This window comes from Dyella japonica A8 (assembly GCF_000725385.1).
GTDB lineage: Bacteria > Pseudomonadota > Gammaproteobacteria > Xanthomonadales > Rhodanobacteraceae > Dyella > Dyella japonica_C.
In genome coordinates this window covers 1,021,665-1,035,010 of sequence record NZ_CP008884.1, presented here as the reverse complement: position 1 = coordinate 1,035,010, position 13,346 = coordinate 1,021,665, and the positions used below count along the sequence as shown (strand labels likewise).

Here is a 13,346-nt window from a genome sequence, read left to right as displayed (position 1 = left end):
TTGGGCAAATACGGCAGCGCCCTGCACAAATCCGGCATGCGGTGGGAACGACGTGAAGAAAGCGGGCACGCGGGCGCCCACGTCTTGCAAATGCCGAAGGGGGAGTTCAGGCCGCTTCGAACGGCGGCGAACGCATCAGCGTGTCGCGCGGACGCTCACCGAAGACGCGACGGTAGTGGTCGGCGAAGCGTGAGAGATCCCACAGGCCGCAGCTGAGCGCCACCGACTTCACCGAGCGGCGGCTGGCGTCCGACAGCGTGAGGTTCTTGCAGGCTGTGCACAGGCGCAGCATGGATAGGTAGCGATTGGGCGACACGCCCATCAGGTCGTCGAACGCATAGCGCAAGGCGCGCTCGCTGACGCCCGCCGCGTTGCACAGCTCGGTCAGGTAGATGTCCCGCCGCAGGTTGCGGCGCATGAATTCCTCGGCGCGCTGCACCGCCAGGTAATGCGTGCGGCGGCCACGCGAGCAGGCGGGGCGATCGTCAGGCCGCGCCGCGAGCGCCGCGGCGAGATGGGCCTCGATAAGCTCCCCGGGGTCCAGTTCCGCCGCGGGCACTTCGCGATGCATATGCAATATGCGATCGCGCAACGCCTCGAATTTCACGCGCAGGGCACGCGCGCGCTCGTCGTCGGACAGGCTGAACAGCGCGATAGCCCGCGTGGGCACGTCCGGCTGGTGCGGATTGAGTTCCAGGTAGGCATCCACCAGGCGCTGCTGTGGCACCAGCACGCCGGTGACGCGGCTGCCGGAGCTGAGCATGAATTCGCTCACGCCCTCGGGAAAGACGGTGAAGGCCATGCCCGAGGCCAGCCCCGTGCCGTGGCACCAGCTTTCCTGCGCGGTCTGGTGCAGATAGCCGAACAGGCACCAGCCCGGTGGCAAGGCAAAGCGTCCGCGGAAAGCGAAGTTCACCTCGCCGCTGAAACAGATGGCCTGCTCGGATGCCAGCGAGTCGACGTGCGCCTTCGGGCCTTGCTTGCCGAGCAGTACCAGCTCGAGCTCGCAGACCTTCAGGATGCCGCACAGCATGACGAGATCGGGCGACTGCAGTCCGATATCGTTCTCGACTCCCATCAGATGTCCCCCTGAGGCATCCAATTCGCCGCGCCTATAAATCGGTTGACCGATTTTCCCTGGTGACAAGGCGCATTAAAGAATTCGCACGCATTGCCCCAATGCACATTTTCGGCAACAAATGTTTTGGCTGAAATGCCACCCATTAGTTTGTGATGCAGCTCACATAAATGATCTTCACATCTGCCGTTTTTGTGCAAGCAGTCACGCATGACCGAACAAGACTGTGGCTGTACATCACTCCGCCCAGGACGGCCGGAACGTACATGCACGGGGGATATTAATGGTTTCGCGTCAAGCGAAGTGATCATTTGCGTCAGTTTTTCACCATTAACTGGCGTGAATATGTCTTCACATAATTCACCATTCCTCACGACCCTACCCGTTTCATCGATCTAAATAATCGATGGCCAGGCAAATAACGGGCTTTTTTGCCGTTCAAACTGGCCATTCGGATTATTAGACCGATCAAAGGCACGGGGTATGCATTCGTGGTCCGTAGTCCAAATGGACTAGTCGCGAACCGCTCAGTGGCGGCGACGTGAAGTCGATAACCACTGACGGGTTGCTCAAACACTGGCATTGATTGAGAGCGTGGAGCTCTTCAGGAGGCAAGCAATGAACACCATGATCCGCAAGTTCCTGACTGAAGAAGACGGCATCACCGCAGTCGAGTACGGCATCCTGGCTGCCGTTGTGGCAGTCGCCATCCTGGCGATATTCGGCGGCACGGGCGCCAACAGCCTGCAGGGTGTCTATACCACCATCATGACCGCCCTCACCAACGCGGTGAACAAAGCCTGAGAAACGACGCCGGGGGATGGAATCTCCTGGCACCAAGAGCCGGCTTTGGACGGCCATTCAGGGGAGAGGCCATGACCGCAGTGCTGCCAACGCTCGCCGTCACACTCAGCGCAACGATTGCGCTGAGTGACCTCTACGCTCGCCGCGTGCCCAATAAGTGGCTCGCGGCGGCCCTCCTCCTCGCCATTGCTGCCACCGTGCTGCCATGGATCGGGGGGATCACACCGTTGGCCTGGCCATCATTGACGGGTTTTGCCATTGGGCTCACCGCCATGCTGCCTTTCTATGCGATAGGCTGGATGGGCGCTGGCGACGTCAAGCTTTTTGCAACGCTTGGTTTTCTGCTGGGCACACGCGCACTGCTGCCCATCTGGGTCATCGCCTGCCTGATGACCGGCATCCATGCCTTCGCCATACTGATGTTCCGCTTGCCCCGGATCGCTTACGCACCGGGCATCGCGATGATGCGGCAACATCTTTATGCGCTGCCACTGTGGCAGCGGGCCCTGCACGCACGCCAGGGGCGGGCGGGTCAGCCCCATGCGGCCTACCTTGGCATGGCAACGATTTTTGTCGTGCTGCACCCGGAATGGATGCATTGGGGGCAGCCATGAAAGCGCTTCCCCTTCGTACGCGCCCGTCGCATCAGCGCGGTTCCGCTGCCATCGAGTTCGCCATGGTGTTCCTGCTGGGCGTGCTGCCCTTGCTGTTGATCACCATGACCGGCGTGATGATCTTCGCTGCCCAGGAAGCGCTGTCGCTAGCCTCCGCCGAAGGCGCGCGCGCCGCACTCCAGTACGGCACTACCGCGCAACGCCAGACCAACGCCTGCAATGCCGCGCAACGTTCGATGTCCTGGCTGTTGACGTTTTCCGGCGAAAGCGCCAGCTGCACCACGCCCACGACACCGGGCGGCACCTACGTGCCGATCGCCGTCTCTGCCGCCGCACCCTGCCCCACCAATGCTGCCGCCACCTGCATCACGGTGGTGACCTCGTTCGACTACGACAACCACCCGTTCATTCCCGGCACCAAGACGCTGTACGGCTGGGCGATGGGATCCAACCTCAGCAGCACGGCCACCGTGCAGCTGGACCTATAGCGCAACTAACGATCCTACGCACCGGAGACGCTTCAGATGCACAACGTGTCACGCATCGCCGCCATCCTGCTGGTCGTCCTTGCGACGGTGCTGGCACTGATCGCTTTCTCGCTGGGCAAGCGTCGCCAGGACGTCGCGCCAGCCGCGCAACCCACAGCCGCTGCGCCCGCGGCACCGATCATTCCCGCGAAAACCGAGCGCATGGTGGTCGCCGCGCAAATGCTGCCTGGTGGCCAGGTGATCCAGGCGTCATCGCTGCGCGTGGTGGCCGTATCCACCGCGCCCGAAGGCAGCTATGGCCAGCCCGAACTGCTGGTGGGGGACGTGCCACGGGTCGACATCCCCGAAGGCGCCGTCATCACCGCCTCGCTGCTTTCCAATCCCATCGCCATGCAGCTTCGCCCCGGCGAGCGAGCGCTCGCGATACCGGTGGACGAGATCTCCGGTGTCGGTTACCGCGTACAGCCGGGTGACTATGTCGATGTGGTGCTGACGCTGAAGATCACCGAGGCCTCGGCGGCCAATGCCGCCCTGGCCAAGGACCACTCGGAAAGCCGCCTGCTGGCCTCGCGCCTGCGCGTGCTCGCCTACGGCGTGCGCGACCTGCCGCGTGTCGGCGAGGCACCGACGGCCGCGACCGCTTCCACCAAGGCCGAACAGACCGAACCGCCGGCGAAGATGGCGGTGCTGGCCGTGCCGGTGGATGAGATCGACCCGCTCGTGCTCGCGACGCAGAGCGGCAAGCTGTCCCTTGCGCTGCGCCATCCCGGTGACGACGGCATGCCCAGCAACCTGTTGTTCCCGATGCCGGCCACGGTGCTTGCGCCGCGCGGTGATCTTTCCGGCGAGCAGCGCGGGTGGCTGGCGTCGCCGGAGAATCGCGCCTATGCCGGCATCGACGAGCCCGGACTGGTCGGCCGTTCGAAGACAGTGACACCGCGCGGGACATCGCATGCACCCGTGCGAGGTGGACTGGAGATCATCCGCGGCTCGGCCGACCCGTCCTCGACACACACGGCACTGGCGGTGAACCCATGAATCCGCGTCTGGGGCTCATCCTGCTCTGTGCCGCATGGCCGTTGACGGCCGCGATGGCGGCCACCGCGAACGATGCCGCCATCGCGCTGCAGGTGCACGAGCAGCGCCCGTGGCACCTGCCCAACGATATCGAGCGCGTCGCCATCGCCGATCCGGCGGTCACTGACATCGTGATGCTCAAGGGCCAGCGCGACGCGCTGCTGGTCGGCAAGAAGCCCGGCGAAACCACACTGCTGCTGTGGCGCCGCGGCGCCACGGACCCGCAACGCCTCGCCGTGCAGGTACGCAGCGCCGGCCAGGCATCGCTGCAAGGCGACAGCAGCCTGCAGATCGCCGTGCAGGACAATGAAGCGGTGCTGCGCGGCCAGGCCGACAGCATGCTCGAGCACGAGCGTGGCGTCAGCGCCGCGCAGAACGCCGTGGGCGACAAGGGCTCGGTGATCGATGCCTCCAGCGTCTCCAGCGGCGGCGTGGTGCAGGTGGAAGTGAAGGTGGTCGAGTTCGACAAGAACGTGATGAGCCAGGTCGGCATCAATTTCAACGCCACCAACAACGGCTTCAGCTACGGCTTCGCCTCGCCGCTGGTCAGCAGTACCACCGCGGGTGGCACCATCGCGTCGGCGTTCAACCTCGTGCTTGGCCACAAGGGCGCGAATGGCAACGTGTGGAATGCCAACCTCAACCTGCTGCAGAGCGATGGCATGGCCCGCGTGCTGGCCGAGCCGACGCTGGTGGCCCTGTCGGGCCAGAGTGCGAGCTTCCTTTCCGGTGGCGAACTGCCCATCCCGGTTCCGCAGGGGTTGGCTACCACCACCATCGTGTACAAGCCGTTCGGCATCGGCCTGACGGTGACACCCACCGTGCTCGCGCCCGACCGCATCGCGCTGAAAGTGGCGCCGGAGGCGAGCGACCTGGATTACACCAATGCGCTGCAGATCGCCGGCGTGTCGGTGCCTGCCATCACCACGCGCCGCGCCGACACCACGGTGGAGCTGGGCGACGGCGAAACTTTCGTGATCGGCGGACTGGTGAGCCAGAACATCACCAGCCAGGTCGACAAGATCCCGTTGCTGGGCGATATCCCGATCATCGGGTCGTTCTTTCGCGATCTCAAATACAGCCGGCAGGAAAAGGAACTGGTGCTGATCGTCACGCCGCACCTGGTGCGTCCCATTGCCAGGGACACCAAGCTTCCGCTGCCCGGCGAACGTGAAGAACGCAACAACCTCCCGGTTTGGGGGTCGTGGCTGCTCAATCCCGCAGGCTCCGACCAACTACCCGGCTTTTCGCGTTGAGGACATGGCCATGCAGGCGAACCCCATCGTAGTCAATCTGGCGAAGCCAGCGCTGGAACCCACGCTGCTGCTGTACTCGCCGGACGAGAACAACGCGCAGCGCTTCTCCGCGCGACTGCGCAACCTGGTGACGCTGTCGTGGTGCGACAGCCAGCAGTTCACCGCCAGCCGCCGCGTGCTGGACCAGCACCAGCCGCGCCTCGTGCTGCTCGATTTCTCCAAGGGCTACACGGACGCGTCGGCGGAGATCGCGCACCAGCTGATGGCGCTCGATCCCGGGCTGACCTTGCTGGGCATCGGCGCCGCCGCATCGGATCGCGGTGCCGGCGTGCTGTGCGCGATGCGCGCGGGCTTGAAGGATTTCATCGACATCGACGCGGCTGACGAGGAGATCCTCGAGCAGCTGACCACCGCGCTGGATCAGCTGAAGACGGCAACGGCGGGCCAGCCGGCCCGCGCCGGCAAGCGCGGCCAGCTGGTGCTGGTGTGTGGCGTCCGCCCCGGCCTGGGCAGCAGCACGCTGGCCGCCCATCTTGGTGCGCTGGCCGCGTCGGCCAAGTCCTCGGGCGATGCCACGGCCTGCGCCAACAACGTGATGGTGCTTGACCTTGGCCATTCCAGCGGCGACGTCGGCCTGTACCTCGGCACCGGCGGCGACTTCCATCTGGACGACGCGCTGCGCAACGCCAGCCGCATCGATGCCACGCTGGTGCGCACGGCGGTGCCACGCCACGCCAGCGGCACGGCCGTGCTCGGCCAGCCACGCGAGCGCAACATCAGCCTCGGCGGTGCCGAAGTGGCTCCGTTGCTCGAGCGCCTGCTTTCCATGTTCGACCTGGTGCTGTGCGACCTGGACTATCGCGCACTTGACGATGTCGCCCATACGCTGCTCAAGCTTGCCGATGAGATCTGGCTGGTCGCGGACCAGTCGATCGGCTCGATGGTGGCGCTCGATGCCTGTCTGCGCCAGCTGGAACGGGCACAGGCGCGCGACCTGCGCGTGTCGCTGGTGGTGAACCGCTATGACGAATCCTGTGGCATCAGCGGCCAGCGCATGTCCGAACGATTCAGCCTGCCGCTGCTGGCGACCCTGCCGGAACGGCCGCGCCCGCTGCGCGCCGCCGCCAACCGTGGATCCCTGCTGCACGAAACCACGCCCAACGATGCTTACGTGCGTGCACTGTCGCCCCTGCTCGCCCGTTTCCGCCTGCGTGTGAAGCACGAGGCGGACAAGAGCGCACTGCATGCGTTGTTCAACCGAATGGGGGGTACCCTATGGAAACGCCGCTGAATTCGTCCGGCGCCCTGCTCGCCGCCGCGTTGCGCCGCGCCGATGTGTCTGCCCGGCTGGATGGATCCGACCTGCCCTTCGAACAGACCCAGCAGTTCCAGGACGTGCTGTCGGCCGCCCACGAATTCCTGCTGAACCGCATCGAAGACCAGCGCATCGACATCGCCTCGTGGTCGCGCAGCACCGTCACCAAATACGTGGAGACGGAAACCGCGAGCTTTGTGCAGGAGTGGCGCATTCCGGTCAACGAGTCGGAGATGCAGCAGGTCTCCGGCGCGCTGGTGAAGGAGCTCACCGGCTTCGGTCCGCTGGACGATCTGCTGCTGGATGCGGCGGTGGAGGACATCCTGATCAACGGGCACGACGACGTCTACGTGTCCCGTGGCGGCATACTCAAGCGCGAGAACATCCGCTTCAGTGACAATCACCATCTGCTGCGCATCGTGCGCCGCATCCTGGCGCCGCTCGGGCGCCGCCTGGACGACTCCAACCCCATGGTGGACGCGCGCCTGCCCAACGGCGGCCGCCTCAACGCCATCATCGAACCGCTGTCGGTCAACGGCCCCAGCGTATCGATCCGCAAGTTCCGCAAGGACCCGTTCACGCCGGAAGAGCTGCAGGAAAAGGGCACCTTCGACCGCGCCATCCGCGCGCTGCTCCAGGCAATGGTGCTAGGCCGCTGCAACATCATCGTGTCGGGCGGCACCAGCTCGGGCAAGACTTCGCTGCTCAACGCGCTGGCCAGTTTCATCCCGCACCAGGAGCGCGTAATCACCATCGAGGACACCGCCGAGCTGTCGCTCAACCATCCGCACGTAGTGCGCCTGGAAAGCCGCCTCGGCAGCTTCGACGGCGAAGGCACGGTGAACATCCGCGACCTGGTGCGCAACAGCCTGCGCATGCGCCCCGACCGCATCGTGGTGGGCGAGGTACGCGGCACGGAAGTGCTGGAAATGCTGCAGGCCATGAACACCGGCCACGACGGCTCCATGTCCACCATCCACGCCAACGCGCCGCGCGATGCGCTCTACCGGCTGGAGATGCTGGCCGGCTTTGCCGGCTTCCAGGGCAGCGAGAACAGCCTGCGCCGGCAGATCGCCAGCGCGGTGGATTTCATCGTGCAGATCGCGCGCCTGAGCAATGGCCGCCGCGTGATCTCCTCCATCACCGAGGTGACCGGCGTGGGCGACAACATCATCACCACGCAGGACATGTACCGGCACGAGGCGTTCCTGGATCGCGACGGCAAGGAAGCCGACCGCTGGATGAGTCTGGGTTTGCAGCCGCATACCACCAAGCTGGAACCATTCCGTCAGATGCTGCGCGAAGCGAGCGGTCCGTTCGCATGATCCAGGCACTTGCCCTCGCCGCCATCACCCTGCTGCTGCTCGCCGGCGCGATCGAGCTGTGGTGGGGCAGCGCGGCGCGGCTGCAGCAACGCAGGAGCCTGGAGAACGTGGAGCAGCGCCTGGTCGCGCAGGCACCGGTGGAACGCCGCACGCTGCCGCCGCCGTTGCCGGGACGGCAGAAGCGCGCCTTCCTGCAGCAGGCGGATGGCCTGCTGATGCGTTGCAATCTTCCTGTGAACCGGGCGATCTATGCGCTCTTCGCCAGTGGCGGCATCCTGCTCGCCCTGCTGGCGTGGTGGCGCATCGGTAGCGCACTCGCCATGCCGCTGGTGCTGGCCCTGTACGGCGCCGGGGTGTGGTTGTGGTTGCGTACCCGCATCGAGAAGCAGCAACAGCGGCTGCTGGCGCAGCTGCCGGATTTCCTTGACGGCATGGTCCGCATGACCAGCGTCGGCAACAGCCTGCCGATGGCGTTCCAGAGTACGTCCAAGTCCGTGGCGATGCCGCTGCGCGGCGTGCTCGACCGCACCTTGTCGTCCATGCATGCCGGCGCCGATCTCGACCAGGCGCTGGCGATGGCATCCCGTCCGTACAAGCTGGAGGAGCTGTCGCTGCTGCACGCCGTGTTTGGCATCGGCATGCGCGTGGGCGGGCGCGCGGACGACGTCCTGCAACGCATGAGCGACTTCATGCGCGATCACTCGCATGCGCGCTCCGAGTTGAAGGCGATCACTTCGGAAACGCGCATGTCCGCCTGGGTGCTGGCGTTGTTGCCGGTGGCCGTGTCGACTTTCATGACGTTCGTGGATCCCGCCTTCTTCAGGCCGATGTTCCACGAACCGCTGGGACACAAGCTGCTGCTGACCGCGCTTGGGCTAGAGGTGCTTGGAGGCCTGTTGCTTTACCGCCTTGCCAAGTCGCTGTAGCGGCGCGGCGGGTTCGCTCACAGGGGGAGTGCCGTGGATACGGGTTGGATGATGATGGTTGCCGCGCTCGCTCTGGTCGCAGGACTTGCCCTGCTGGCCAACGAAGCCATGCGCCATATGCGGCAGCGCCGGGTGGAAAGCCGCCTGATCGATCGCGCGCTGCTCGGCCAACCGGCCAACAGCGCCACGGATGCCGCCGGAGAAAGCGAGGAGCGCGGCTGGCAGCTGGTGGTGCACTGGCTTCACCAGCTGGGCAAGCGCTTTGAGAGCAGCCGCCTGGGACAGGCGCTGATCACCCCGGAAGACCGTCTGTTGCTGGGACAGATCAACCGCAATACCGGCGAGGGGCGTGCGGTGTTCCTTGGCCTGCGGCTGGCACTGGCCATGGCCGTGCCGCTGCCGGTGATGCTCTGGCTGGCGCCGGGTGGCTTCCGCGCGTTCGCGGTCTTTGTGGGTGCGGCGGCCTTCGGCCTGATCGCGCCCAAATTCGTACTTGGCGTGTGGGCCAAGCGACTGCGCAAGCGGGCCGATGACGAACTGCCCCTGCTGATCGACCTGCTTCGTCTATTGCAGGGCGTGGGTTTCAGCGTGGACCAGAGCCTGCAGATGGTGGCCGACCGCTTTCAGGAAGCCATGCCGCTGCTGAGCCGCGAAGTAGGCGACGCCAATACGCTGTACCTGCACGGCCGCTCGCGCATGCAGTCGCTGCACCGCCTGTGCGAATTCGACAACGACGGCTTGAAAAGCCTCGTGCAGATCCTGGTGCAGGTGCACGAGCACGGCGGCGCCGTGCAGGAGCCGCTGCGCCAGTTCGGTGATCGTCTGCGCGAGCAGCGCAAGCTGCGCATGCGGGAACTGAGCGGCAAGCTCTCGGTGAAGATGACGGTGGTGATGATGGCCACGCTCATTCCCGCCCTGCTGATCGTGCTTGCCGGCCCCGCCGTCATTTCCCTCGCCGCCAGCATGGCCAAGTTGCCAGGACATTGATCATGACCCATCGCGCCCCTGTCTACCGCTGGATGGTCGCCGTGGCGGCCTGCGTACTGCTCGCTGCCTGCGGCAAGACGCTCGGCGGCTATCCCAACCACGCGCCGACCCCGTCGCTGGTCGCCCCCAGCAGCGGCCCGCACGACGACAAGGCGGTGTACATGGATCTGATCCGCCAGATGCAGCAGCAGGGCGCGTACTACGCTTCGCTTGCGCATATCGATGCTTATCGCCAGCGCTTCGGCACCACGCCCGAACTGCGCCGTCGCCAGGCGGATGCCCTGCGCGCCACCGGGCAACTCGACGCGGCGCGCACCATTTATCGCAGCCTGCTCGGTGGCGACCAGGCCGCTGCCGCATGGCATGGCCTGGGACTGGTCGAGGCGCAGGCCGGCCAGGCCGTCGCTGCCGACGAGGCCTTGCTCAAGGCGACGGAACTGGAGCCGGTGAATGCGGCCTATCTCAGCGACCTCGGTTTTGCGCGCCTGTGCGACGGGCAGACGAGCTCGGCAAAAGATCCGCTGGCGATGGCGGCCGAACTCGATCCGACCAATGCCAAGGTCATCGCCAACCTGGCGCTGTGGGCCATGCTGACCGGCGACACGACGCGCGCCGACGCGATCATGCAGCGCGGTCAGCTGCCGGCGGATAGCCAGAACAACGTGCGCCAGCTGGCCGCACAGATCGCCTCGCGTCAGCGTCAGGCGGCGATATCGACGAACCGCCCGGCCGCGGCTTCCGCTCCCACCGCCGCGGCGAAACAGGCTGCCGGTACGCCAACCAACGTCGACGTGCCGGCCAGCATGCTGCAGCGCTTCACCACCGACGCCACCGCTTACGAGGCCCGTCCATGAAACCCTCGATGACCTCCTGCCAGCGACTCGCCATCGCCGCGCTGCTCGGCGGCGCGATGTCGCTCGCAGCCCATGCACAACAGACACCGATCACCGGACAGATGGGTGCACCGGGGGCCTCCACGGGTACGGCCCATGTCCCCGCTCCGTCTCCTTTCGCCGGCCCCCTGCAGCCCACACCAGGCACGGACACGGGGGGTACGGCCACCCATGTCGGCAGTGTGACGAGGCAGTTGTTCGCCATGCAAAGCCAGGGAACGAACGCCGGCCGCGCGCTGCCCATTCCCGGGCAGGAGGCGTCGGCGAGCTACCAGCGCTACCTGAAGAGCTTCAGCCATTCGATTCCCGAGTTCTATGACACCGCGGTGTCCAAGAACGGCAGCAGCGCCGGAGGCACCGGCGGCTCCTCTGGCGTGCCGTGATCGCCATGTCACATCTCTTCGGCCAGCTGACGCCATGGAACGACGCACGCCGCGCATCACGCGCTCGGCAACGCGGCGCCACGGCCATCGCCATGCTGCTGACGCTGCTGTTCCTTATCAGCATGCTCGGCATGGTCGAAGTGAGCTATCTGTACTGGACCAAGCGTGACACGCAGAAAGTGGCGGATCTTGCCGCGCTGGCGGGCGCGCAGCTGATGAGCGCCTGCGTATCGGGAAACACGGACAACACGGCCGCGCGTGGCAACGCTGTGACGGAGAACGGTTTCAGCGGCCCCTCGTGGACGCTGCAGATCACCTGCGGCACGTGGGATCCGGTCGCCAACAGCGGCATCACCGATCACTTCTCCACCACGGCAAGCGGAAGCACGCCCAACGCGGTGAAGGTGGTCGCGCAACGCCCGGTGTCGGCGCTCTTCGGGCTGGCCGGCCAGCTACCGAACATCACCACAGAGGCGGTCGCCACCAGCAAGCAGCCCATTGCGGTGTTCAGCGTGGGCAGCACGCTGGCCACGGTGAGCAACCAGTCCACCCTGGGCGGCCTGCTGACTGCCGTGGGCATTTCCATTCCGCAGGCCTCGCTGGTCGGCTACAACGGCCTGGCCAACGCCACCGTGACGCCGGCCGGGCTGCTTGCCGCGCTGGGCGTGCAGGTACCGGCGAATATCACGGTGGGCGGACTCAATACGCTGCTGGCCTCGTCGGCCAACGCGCATGCGCTGATCGACGTGCTCAACGCCACCGTCGTCGCCGCCGGCCAGCAACAACTGCTGAGCGCCAACACCACGCTGGTGAATGCGATAAGCACCGCCGTGGGCAGCCCGCCGGGCATGGTCACGCTGGGTTCCAACGGAGCGACGCCCACCGGGTTGTTCGCGCAGATCACCGCGCCCGACTCGGCGGCGCAGTCCGCGCTGAATGCGCAGGTGAACGCCTTGCAGCTGGTCAGCACGGCCATTGGCGTGGCGACGGGGCAGCATGCGATCAACGTACCCAGTCTCGCCGTCAATGTTCCACCGAACGTGGTGACCACGCAGGCGAAGGCCAGCGTGATCGAACCGCCAGCGATCGGTATCGGCGGCGTGGGCACGACGGCGTTCACCTCGCAGGTGCGCGCCTTCATCCAGCTAGGCGTGAACTCCAGCAACGCCCCGCTGGTCGGCGGACTGCTTTCCACGCTCGGCACGCAGATCTACATCAACATACCGATTGCCATCGACCTGGTGAATGCGAAAGCCACCCTGACCGGCCTGTGCACGAGCAAGGACAGCAGCGGCAGGGACCTGGCGACCATCCAGGTGAATTCGTCGGTACTCAAGACCTGCGTCGGCGCGTTCAACCAGTCGGCCGCCTTCTCCACCACGGGCGACTGCAGCAGCGTGCCTGGCGCCAATACGGATCAGACCCTGCTCAAGATCACCGTGGGCGGCGCCACCGTGGCGAACGTCACCACGCATTTCGCCATCAGCGCGCTCGATGCCAGCGGTTCGGCGCCGTTTTACGTGGGTCAGCAACAGAACGTGCCGACCAACGGCACGCCACTGACCATCGGCACCACCGTCAGCAATATCTTCACGGCCATCACCACGCTGCTGCTCAACGGCGTGGTCAACACCACCAACAGCAGCAGCAACGGCAGCATCGTCAGCAACCTGGCCTCGGATCTGTGGAGTGCCAATGCGGCGTCAGGGGCGGGTAATGGGAGCGGGGGCAGCAATATCGGCCAGCTGACGGCAGCACTGAACCAGCTGGACACCGCCAACAACACGCTCGGGAGTTTCCTGCAGAACCTGCCGACCCAGGTCACCAGCATCCTCGGGAGCACCCTGACCCTGAATGTGGGGGGATTGCTGCAAGGTGTCACCGGCCTGGCCGGCGGCGTGCTCAACCTGGTGAACAACGTGCTGGGCCAGGCGGGATGCGCGTTGTCGACAAGCGCCTGCATCGGCGTCATCCAGGGCGCCATGAACGGCAGCTCCAACAGCATTCCCAATGGCATGCTGGGCTTGTTTTCCCTGCTCATTCAGCAATTGCAGACGCCCCTGAACAACCTGGGCACGGGATTTCTTACGCCCATGCTCAACAACACCCTGGGCATCGACCTGGGTGTCAGCACGGTGACTTTGCACTCCCTGCAATGCCACGGTGTGCAACTGGTCTATTAGTTGGCAGGCGCCGCCCC

At 65.6% G+C, this 13,346-nt stretch carries 13 protein-coding genes; 12 read left to right on the top strand and 1 reads right to left on the bottom strand.

Translation table 11 applies throughout. The features are described from left to right. Positions 1-106: 106 nt before the first annotated feature. Positions 107-1,078, bottom strand: coding sequence for an AraC family transcriptional regulator (locus HY57_RS04370; RefSeq protein ID WP_019464294.1), 972 nt, complete (start codon positions 1,076-1,078; stop codon positions 107-109). Positions 1,079-1,696: 618 nt separating this feature from the next. Between HY57_RS04370 and HY57_RS04365 the strand changes: the two genes are divergently transcribed. The 12 genes from HY57_RS04365 (at position 1,697) to HY57_RS04310 (ending at position 13,329) form a co-directional block, all read left to right on the top strand. Continuing rightward, the gene (locus tag HY57_RS04365; RefSeq protein WP_019464295.1) at positions 1,697-1,882 is read left to right on the top strand and encodes a Flp family type IVb pilin; all 186 of its coding nucleotides are present in this window, start codon (positions 1,697-1,699) and stop codon (positions 1,880-1,882) included. Between the two features lie 71 nt (positions 1,883-1,953). Beyond that, positions 1,954-2,496 (top strand): A24 family peptidase, encoded by a 543-nt coding sequence (locus HY57_RS04360; RefSeq protein WP_019464296.1) that lies wholly within the window; start codon positions 1,954-1,956, stop codon positions 2,494-2,496. Continuing rightward, on the top strand, positions 2,493-2,984 hold the full coding sequence (locus HY57_RS04355; RefSeq protein ID WP_019464297.1) for a TadE/TadG family type IV pilus assembly protein: 492 nt from the start codon (positions 2,493-2,495) through the stop codon (positions 2,982-2,984). The genes HY57_RS04360 and HY57_RS04355 overlap by 4 nt, the downstream gene beginning before the upstream one ends. Positions 2,985-3,020: 36 nt before the next feature. Further along, the gene (gene cpaB / locus HY57_RS04350; RefSeq protein WP_019464298.1) at positions 3,021-4,022 is read left to right on the top strand and encodes a Flp pilus assembly protein CpaB; all 1,002 of its coding nucleotides are present in this window, start codon (positions 3,021-3,023) and stop codon (positions 4,020-4,022) included. Beyond that, the gene (locus HY57_RS04345; protein WP_019464299.1) at positions 4,019-5,317 is read left to right on the top strand and encodes a type II and III secretion system protein family protein; all 1,299 of its coding nucleotides are present in this window, start codon (positions 4,019-4,021) and stop codon (positions 5,315-5,317) included. Before cpaB ends, HY57_RS04345 begins: the two co-directional genes overlap by 4 nt. Before the next feature lie 10 nt (positions 5,318-5,327). Beyond that, positions 5,328-6,608 (top strand): AAA family ATPase, encoded by a 1,281-nt coding sequence (locus tag HY57_RS04340; RefSeq protein WP_019464300.1) that lies wholly within the window; start codon positions 5,328-5,330, stop codon positions 6,606-6,608. Continuing rightward, positions 6,593-7,957, top strand: a complete 1,365-nt coding sequence (locus tag HY57_RS04335; RefSeq protein ID WP_019464301.1) for a CpaF family protein — start codon at positions 6,593-6,595, stop codon at positions 7,955-7,957. Before HY57_RS04340 ends, HY57_RS04335 begins: the two co-directional genes overlap by 16 nt. Then, positions 7,954-8,883, top strand: coding sequence for a type II secretion system F family protein (locus HY57_RS04330; protein ID WP_019464302.1), 930 nt, complete (start codon positions 7,954-7,956; stop codon positions 8,881-8,883). The genes HY57_RS04335 and HY57_RS04330 overlap by 4 nt, the downstream gene beginning before the upstream one ends. A gap of 33 nt (positions 8,884-8,916) precedes the next feature. Continuing rightward, a complete protein-coding gene (locus HY57_RS04325; protein ID WP_026033763.1) occupies positions 8,917-9,870 on the top strand; it encodes a type II secretion system F family protein in 954 nt (317 codons plus the stop codon). 2 nt (positions 9,871-9,872) lie between these two features. Further along, on the top strand, positions 9,873-10,724 hold the full coding sequence (locus HY57_RS04320; protein ID WP_019464304.1) for a hypothetical protein: 852 nt from the start codon (positions 9,873-9,875) through the stop codon (positions 10,722-10,724). Next, complete coding sequence (locus HY57_RS04315; RefSeq protein WP_081500587.1) at positions 10,721-11,146, top strand: DUF3613 domain-containing protein; 426 nt, start codon at positions 10,721-10,723, stop codon at positions 11,144-11,146. The genes HY57_RS04320 and HY57_RS04315 overlap by 4 nt, the downstream gene beginning before the upstream one ends. Before the next feature lie 5 nt (positions 11,147-11,151). Continuing rightward, the gene (locus tag HY57_RS04310; RefSeq protein WP_144240766.1) at positions 11,152-13,329 is read left to right on the top strand and encodes a TadG family pilus assembly protein; all 2,178 of its coding nucleotides are present in this window, start codon (positions 11,152-11,154) and stop codon (positions 13,327-13,329) included. Positions 13,330-13,346: the final 17 nt, after the last annotated feature.

Excerpts from the sequence above, each read along its gene's own strand:
- HY57_RS04340 (WP_019464300.1), top strand. The coding sequence starts at position 5,328 with ATGCAGGCGAACCCCATCGTAGTCAATCTGGCGAAGCCAGCGCTGGAA.
- HY57_RS04365 (WP_019464295.1), top strand. The coding sequence starts at position 1,697 with ATGAACACCATGATCCGCAAGTTCCTGACTGAAGAAGACGGCATCACC.
- HY57_RS04310 (WP_144240766.1), top strand. The coding sequence starts at position 11,152 with ATGTCACATCTCTTCGGCCAGCTGACGCCATGGAACGACGCACGCCGC.
- HY57_RS04335 (WP_019464301.1), top strand. The coding sequence starts at position 6,593 with ATGGAAACGCCGCTGAATTCGTCCGGCGCCCTGCTCGCCGCCGCGTTG.
- HY57_RS04315 (WP_081500587.1), top strand. The coding sequence starts at position 10,721 with ATGAAACCCTCGATGACCTCCTGCCAGCGACTCGCCATCGCCGCGCTG.
- HY57_RS04345 (WP_019464299.1), top strand. The coding sequence starts at position 4,019 with ATGAATCCGCGTCTGGGGCTCATCCTGCTCTGTGCCGCATGGCCGTTG.
- HY57_RS04330 (WP_019464302.1), top strand. The coding sequence starts at position 7,954 with ATGATCCAGGCACTTGCCCTCGCCGCCATCACCCTGCTGCTGCTCGCC.
- HY57_RS04360 (WP_019464296.1), top strand. The coding sequence starts at position 1,954 with ATGACCGCAGTGCTGCCAACGCTCGCCGTCACACTCAGCGCAACGATT.
- HY57_RS04370 (WP_019464294.1), bottom strand. The coding sequence starts at position 1,078 with ATGGGAGTCGAGAACGATATCGGACTGCAGTCGCCCGATCTCGTCATG.
- HY57_RS04355 (WP_019464297.1), top strand. The coding sequence starts at position 2,493 with ATGAAAGCGCTTCCCCTTCGTACGCGCCCGTCGCATCAGCGCGGTTCC.
- HY57_RS04320 (WP_019464304.1), top strand. The coding sequence starts at position 9,873 with ATGACCCATCGCGCCCCTGTCTACCGCTGGATGGTCGCCGTGGCGGCC.
- cpaB (WP_019464298.1), top strand. The coding sequence starts at position 3,021 with ATGCACAACGTGTCACGCATCGCCGCCATCCTGCTGGTCGTCCTTGCG.